The organism is Spirillospora sp. NPDC049652 (genome assembly GCF_040675125.1).
Taxonomy (GTDB): Bacteria; Actinomycetota; Actinomycetes; order Streptosporangiales; family Streptosporangiaceae; genus Spirillospora.
In genome coordinates this window covers 1-5233 of sequence record NZ_JBFAOF010000509.1, presented here as the reverse complement: position 1 = coordinate 5233, position 5233 = coordinate 1, and the positions used below count along the sequence as shown (strand labels likewise).

Sequence of the window (5233 nt, the reverse complement as noted above, 5' to 3'; positions counted from 1 at the left end):
GTTCGGTGCCTGAATTGAGCGCGTAGGGGAAGTGGAGCGTCCATGGGGCGGCTGCCTGTCCTGCCCCGGCGAGTGCCGGAGCCTGGCCGGCCTGCCGCCCGTGCCGCCGGGGGCGGCCGGCGCGGGGGGCAGGCCCTTCGCGGACGCGGGCCGCCCGGCGGAGGAGCCGTGCGTCGAGCCGCGCGGCGTGGAGCGGTTCGCCGACGCCACCCCCGACCTGCTGTACAGCGCCGACGTGCTGCTGGACGCCTTCCCCGACGCCCAGCTGATCCAGGTGATCCGGGACGGCCGGGACGTGGTGGCGGAGATGCTCGCCGACGACGGCTGCCTCGGCTGGTTCCGGCCGGGCCTGTCGAACCTGGACGAGGTGTTCCCCAACCCCTTCCTCGGCGTGGAGGAGGAGAGCGAGCGGCTCCGCTGGCCCGGCGCCGCCCTCGCGGTCAAGTGCGCGCTGCGCTGGCGCGGCTCGGTGCGGCTGTCGGCCCGGCTGCGCGCCCAGACCCCCGAGGACCAGCTGCACACCGTGCGGTTCGAGGACCTGGCGGCCGACCCCCGCCAGGCGGCCCGGGAGGTCTCGGAGTACCTGGGGGCGCCGCTGTCCCCCGGCGTGCTGGCCGGGCTCGTCCGGCCCGGCGCCCCGGTCGATCCCGCCGAGCCCGAGCGCCGGGTGGGGATCTGGCGCGACCGGCTCAACCCGCGCCAGGTCGTCCAGGTCGAGCGGATCGCGGGCAACGAGCTGACCCGCCTCGGCTACCGCCTCAGCGTCTGACCGGCGCCCCGGAGCCGCACGTCTGACCGGCGCCCCGGAGCGTCAGCGTCTGACCGGCGCCCCGGAGGCGAACCGAACGGCCGGGGCGCCCGGGGCCGGCGTGCCGCCCGCGGGCGCCCCGGGTCACTTCCGGCTCACTTCTGCCAGCGCGCCTGCTTCTCCCCCGCCTTCCGGGCGCAGGTGTACACCGCGCTCTGCGGCGACAGTCCCTTCGCGGCCAGCGGCGCGCAGAAGCCGCCGGGGCGGATGGCGCCCGGAACGGCCACGACCCCGTCCGCCTGGGCCCAGCGGGTCTTGCCGCCCTCCTCGGCGCAGGTCATCCCCTTGCCGTCCGGGTTCTGCGCGACCGCGCCCACGTCCGAGCAGGACGCGCCGGCCTTGACGCTCCCGGTGGGGACGGGCGCGGAACCGTGCGCGACGGTCCAGCGCCGCCCCTTCTCTCCCTTTTTCACGGCGCACGAGGCGGCTCCGCCGTCCGACGTCCGGGCCACCACGCCGAGATCGGAGCAGGCACTGCCGGCCCGCACCGACGCCTGCCGGACCACTCCGGTCAGCTTCCGCACCGGCTTGCCGCCCGCGGGCCGCGCCGGCCCGCCCGCGCCTGCGCCGACCGCCCCCGCCGCCGGGTGATGCCCGGATTTCGCCGTACCGGCCGCCGCAGTCCCCCGAGGGGCCGAAGACGGCCCGCCGGAAGCCCCGCGGGCCTTCGCCGCGTGTTCGCCCTCCGAGCCGCAGGCCGAGCCCGCGAAGGCCACGGCCGCCAGCACCAGCACGGCTCCCGCCGCGCGCATCCTCGTCATCGCGTGCCACCCCCGTTGTCCGTCGCGTTGACGAGCCCATCCTACGGAGAGTGATCACAGAATCACGGGATTGCCGGGCGCGGTCAGTCGGCGGCGAGGACCGGGGCGCCGTCCGTCCGCTCCTCCTGGCGGGCGAACTGGGTGCGGTACAGCTCGGCGTACAGGCCGCCGCGGGCCAGCAGCTCCTCGTGCCGGCCGCGCTCGACGACCCGGCCGCCGTCCACCACGAGGATCTGGTCCGCCTCGCGGATCGTGGACAGCCGGTGCGCGATCACCAGCGAGGTGCGGCCCGCCAGCGCGGTCGCCAGGGCCCGCTGGACGGCCGCCTCGGACTCGGAGTCCAGGTGCGCGGTCGCCTCGTCCAGGACGACGACCGAGGGGGCCTTGAGCAGCAGCCGGGCGATGGCGAGGCGCTGCTTCTCGCCGCCCGACAGCCGGTAGCCGCGGTCGCCGACCACGGTGTCCAGGCCGTCCGGCATGTCGGCGACCAGCTCCCCGACCTGCGCCGCCTCGAGCGCCGCGGTGATCTGCTCGTCGGTGGCGTCCGGCCGGGCGTACCGCATGTTCTCGCGGATGGAGTCGTGGAACAGGTGCGCGTCCTGGCTGACGACGCCGACGCGGGCGCGCAGCGAGTCCAGCGTCACGTCCCGGACGTCCTGGCCGCCGATCCGCACCGCGCCGCCGGACGCGTCGTACAGCCGCGACACCAGGTGCGTGATCGTCGACTTGCCCGCCCCGGACGGCCCGACCAGCGCGACGAGCTGGCCCGGCTCGGCGGTGAAGTCGACGTCGAACAGCACGTCCCGGCCGGGCGCGGTGTCGGTGCGGGCGATCGACTCCAGCGAGGCCAGCGAGACCTCCTCGGCGGAGGGGTAGCGGAACGACACGTGGTCGAACTCGACGGCGGGCGCGCGGTCCTCGGCGACGGTGAGCGGCACCGCGCCGTCCTTGTCGTCGATGAGCGGCTTGAGGTCCAGCACCTCGAAGACCCGGTCGAAGCTGACCAGGGCGGTCATCACGTCCACGTGGACGTTGGACAGCGCGGTCAGCGGCCCGTACATGCGGGTCAGCAGGGTGGCGAGCGCGACCAGCGTGCCCAGCTGGAAGCTGCCGTCCACGACCAGCGAGCCGCCGACGCCGTAGACCATGGCGGTCGCGAGCGCCGCGACCAGGGTCAGCGCGGTGAAGAACACCCGGCCGTACATGGCCGCGACCACGCCGATGTCGCGGACCCGGGCGGCCCGCGCGGCGAAGTTCTCCTCCTCCTCGGCCGGCCGCCCGTACAGCTTGGCGAGCATCGCCCCGGCGACGTTGAACCGCTCGGTCATCAGCGAGCTCATCTCGGCGTCCAGCTGCATCTGCTCGCGGCTCACCGCCTGCAGCCGCTTGCCGACCCACTTGGCGGGCAGCACGAAGACCGGGAGCAGCAGCAGCGCGATCAGCGTCACCTGCCAGGACAGCACCAGCATCGTGACCAGCACCAGGACCAGGCTGATCACGTTGGACACCACCGACGACAGCGTGGTCGTCAGGGCCCGCTGCGCGCCGATCACGTCGCTGTTCAGGCGGCTGATCAGCGAGCCGGTCTGGGCCCGCATGAAGAACGCGACGGGCTGCCGCTGGACGTGCCCGAACACCTGCGTCCGCAGGTCGTAGATCAGGCCCTCGCCGATCCTCGCCGAGTACCAGCGCTGGGCGAGGCCGAGCACCGCCTCCAGCAGCGCCAGCGCCGCGACGGTGATCGCGAGGCCGAGCACGACGCCCTGCCGGTGCGGGATGATGCCGCGGTCGATGATGCCCTTGAGCAGCAGCGGGTTGGCCACCACGATCACCGCGGCGAGCGCGTTCAGCGCCAGGAACAGCACCAGCTCGCGGATGTAGGGCCGGGCGTACCCGGCGATCCGCTTGACCGTCCCCTTCGCCAGCTTCTTCTGCGTGACCGAGCTGTCCCGACGGAACGAGGCCATCACCTGCCAGCCGTTCCCCGGCATCCCGGGCATCCCCATACGGGTCCTCCATAGGTCCTCGCGGACCGGCCGCCGCGGAGCGCGGACGCCGGCCGGCGATACTCGTCCAGCGAACGTAATCAAGTAAGCATCTCAGTCCGCACGAAGCACAACGCGCCGGCGAGGCCGCGCCTTCCCGCCCGCGCCGCCTTCCGGCCCGCCGCCCTCCGGACGCCCGCCGGAGCGGCGGCCCTTCACAAACGCGATCTTGTGGGGTTCACTCCGATGTGACATTTCAGTCACGTTCGGCTCTATCCCCTCAGGAGCCCCCATGAAGCGATTCCTCACGGCGGGTGCCGCGGCCGTCGCGGTCGCGACGCTCACCGCGCTCGCGCCGGACGCGTCCGCCGCCGCCCCCGGCCGGCCGGCCGGAGAACCGGCCCGGACCGCCGCCGAGGTCCGCGGCGGCGAGACCCAGCCGGTGTTCTCCCGCGCGGACGCGATCAGCCAGACCGTGAACATCGAGACCACCGTCGACAGCGACCGCGACGGCAAGCGCGACACCGTCCAGCTGCGGATCATGCGGCCCAAGGAGACCGGCCAGGGCCTCCGGGTGCCGACGATCATGGAGCCCAGCCCCTACTGGGCGGGCATCCTGGACGTCCCGAACCACCCGGTGGACATCGGCGGCGCGCGCGGCCTCGCCGCGACCCGGTTCCAGCGGAACCTGGCCGACGTCTTCCCCGGCTACTACGACAACTACTTCCTGCCGCGCGGCTACGCCGTCGCGGACCTGGACAGCCTCGGCACCGGCGGCTCGACCGGCTGCCCGACCTCGGGCGCGCGCAACGAGCAGGCGGGCGCGAAGGCCGCGGTGGACTGGCTGAACGGCCGGGCGCGCGGCTGGGCCCCGGACGGGACCCCGGTGAAGGCCGACTGGTCCACCGGGAACGTCGGCATGATCGGCCAGTCCTACGACGGGACGCTGCCGAACATGGCCGCAGCGACCGGCGTGGACGGCCTGAAGGCCATCGTGCCGATCGCCGGCATCTCCAGCTGGTACGACTACTACCGCGACAACGGCGGGGTGATCGCACCCGGCGGCTACCAGGGCGAGGACCTGGACGTGCTCGCCAAGGCCGTCCTCACCCGCAAGAACCCCGAGGTCTGCAAGCAGGTCATCGACGAGATCGAGGCCCGCCAGGACCGCGAGACCGGCGACTACAGCCCGTTCTGGGACGAGCGCAACTACGTCAAGGACGCCCGGCGGGTCAAGGCGGCCGTGATGGTGGTGCACGGGCTCAACGACTGGAACGTCAAGACCGAGCAGTCCGTCCGGTGGTGGAACGCCCTGAAGGCGGCGGGCGTCCCGCGCAAGCTGTGGCTGCACCAGGCCAACCACGCCACGCCGTTCCGCTGGCGGATCGACGAGTGGCTGCGACAGACGCACCACTGGTTCGACCGGTACCTGTACGGCATCCGCAACGGCATCGAGAACGAGCCGAAGGTGGACGTGGAGCGTCCGGACGGGTCGTGGAAGACCGAGCGGGACTGGCCGGTCCCCGGCACCCGCACGCTTCCGCTCAGCCTGAACGCCGGTCCCGGCGCGGGCGGCCAGCCGGGCACGCTGGCGACGCGGCCCCGGCCGGGCGCGGCGCAGCCGTTCACCGACGCGGGCCGCACCCGCACCGCCGAGCAGCTCCTGGCCGGCGAGGACG

Annotated in this window: 4 protein-coding genes; 2 read left to right on the top strand and 2 right to left on the bottom strand. The window is 73.9% G+C overall.

Going from position 1 to position 5233, the window contains the following annotated elements:
• Positions 1-31: 31 nt before the first annotated feature.
• The gene (locus AB0J52_RS26490) at positions 32-769 is read left to right on the top strand and encodes a sulfotransferase family protein (protein ID WP_500185002.1); all 738 of its coding nucleotides are present in this window, start codon (positions 32-34) and stop codon (positions 767-769) included.
• 134 nt (positions 770-903) lie between these two features.
• Here AB0J52_RS26490 and AB0J52_RS26485 read toward each other — a convergent pair whose 3' ends face one another.
• On the bottom strand, positions 904-1569 hold the full coding sequence (locus AB0J52_RS26485; protein ID WP_500185001.1) for a hypothetical protein: 666 nt from the start codon (positions 1567-1569) through the stop codon (positions 904-906).
• 83 nt (positions 1570-1652) lie between these two features.
• Complete coding sequence (locus AB0J52_RS26480; RefSeq protein ID WP_500185003.1) at positions 1653-3569, bottom strand: ABC transporter ATP-binding protein; 1917 nt, start codon at positions 3567-3569, stop codon at positions 1653-1655.
• A gap of 277 nt (positions 3570-3846) precedes the next feature.
• Here AB0J52_RS26480 and AB0J52_RS26475 point away from each other — a divergent pair.
• On the top strand, positions 3847-5233 hold a 1387-nt coding region (locus AB0J52_RS26475; protein WP_500184999.1), incomplete at its 3' end, for a CocE/NonD family hydrolase.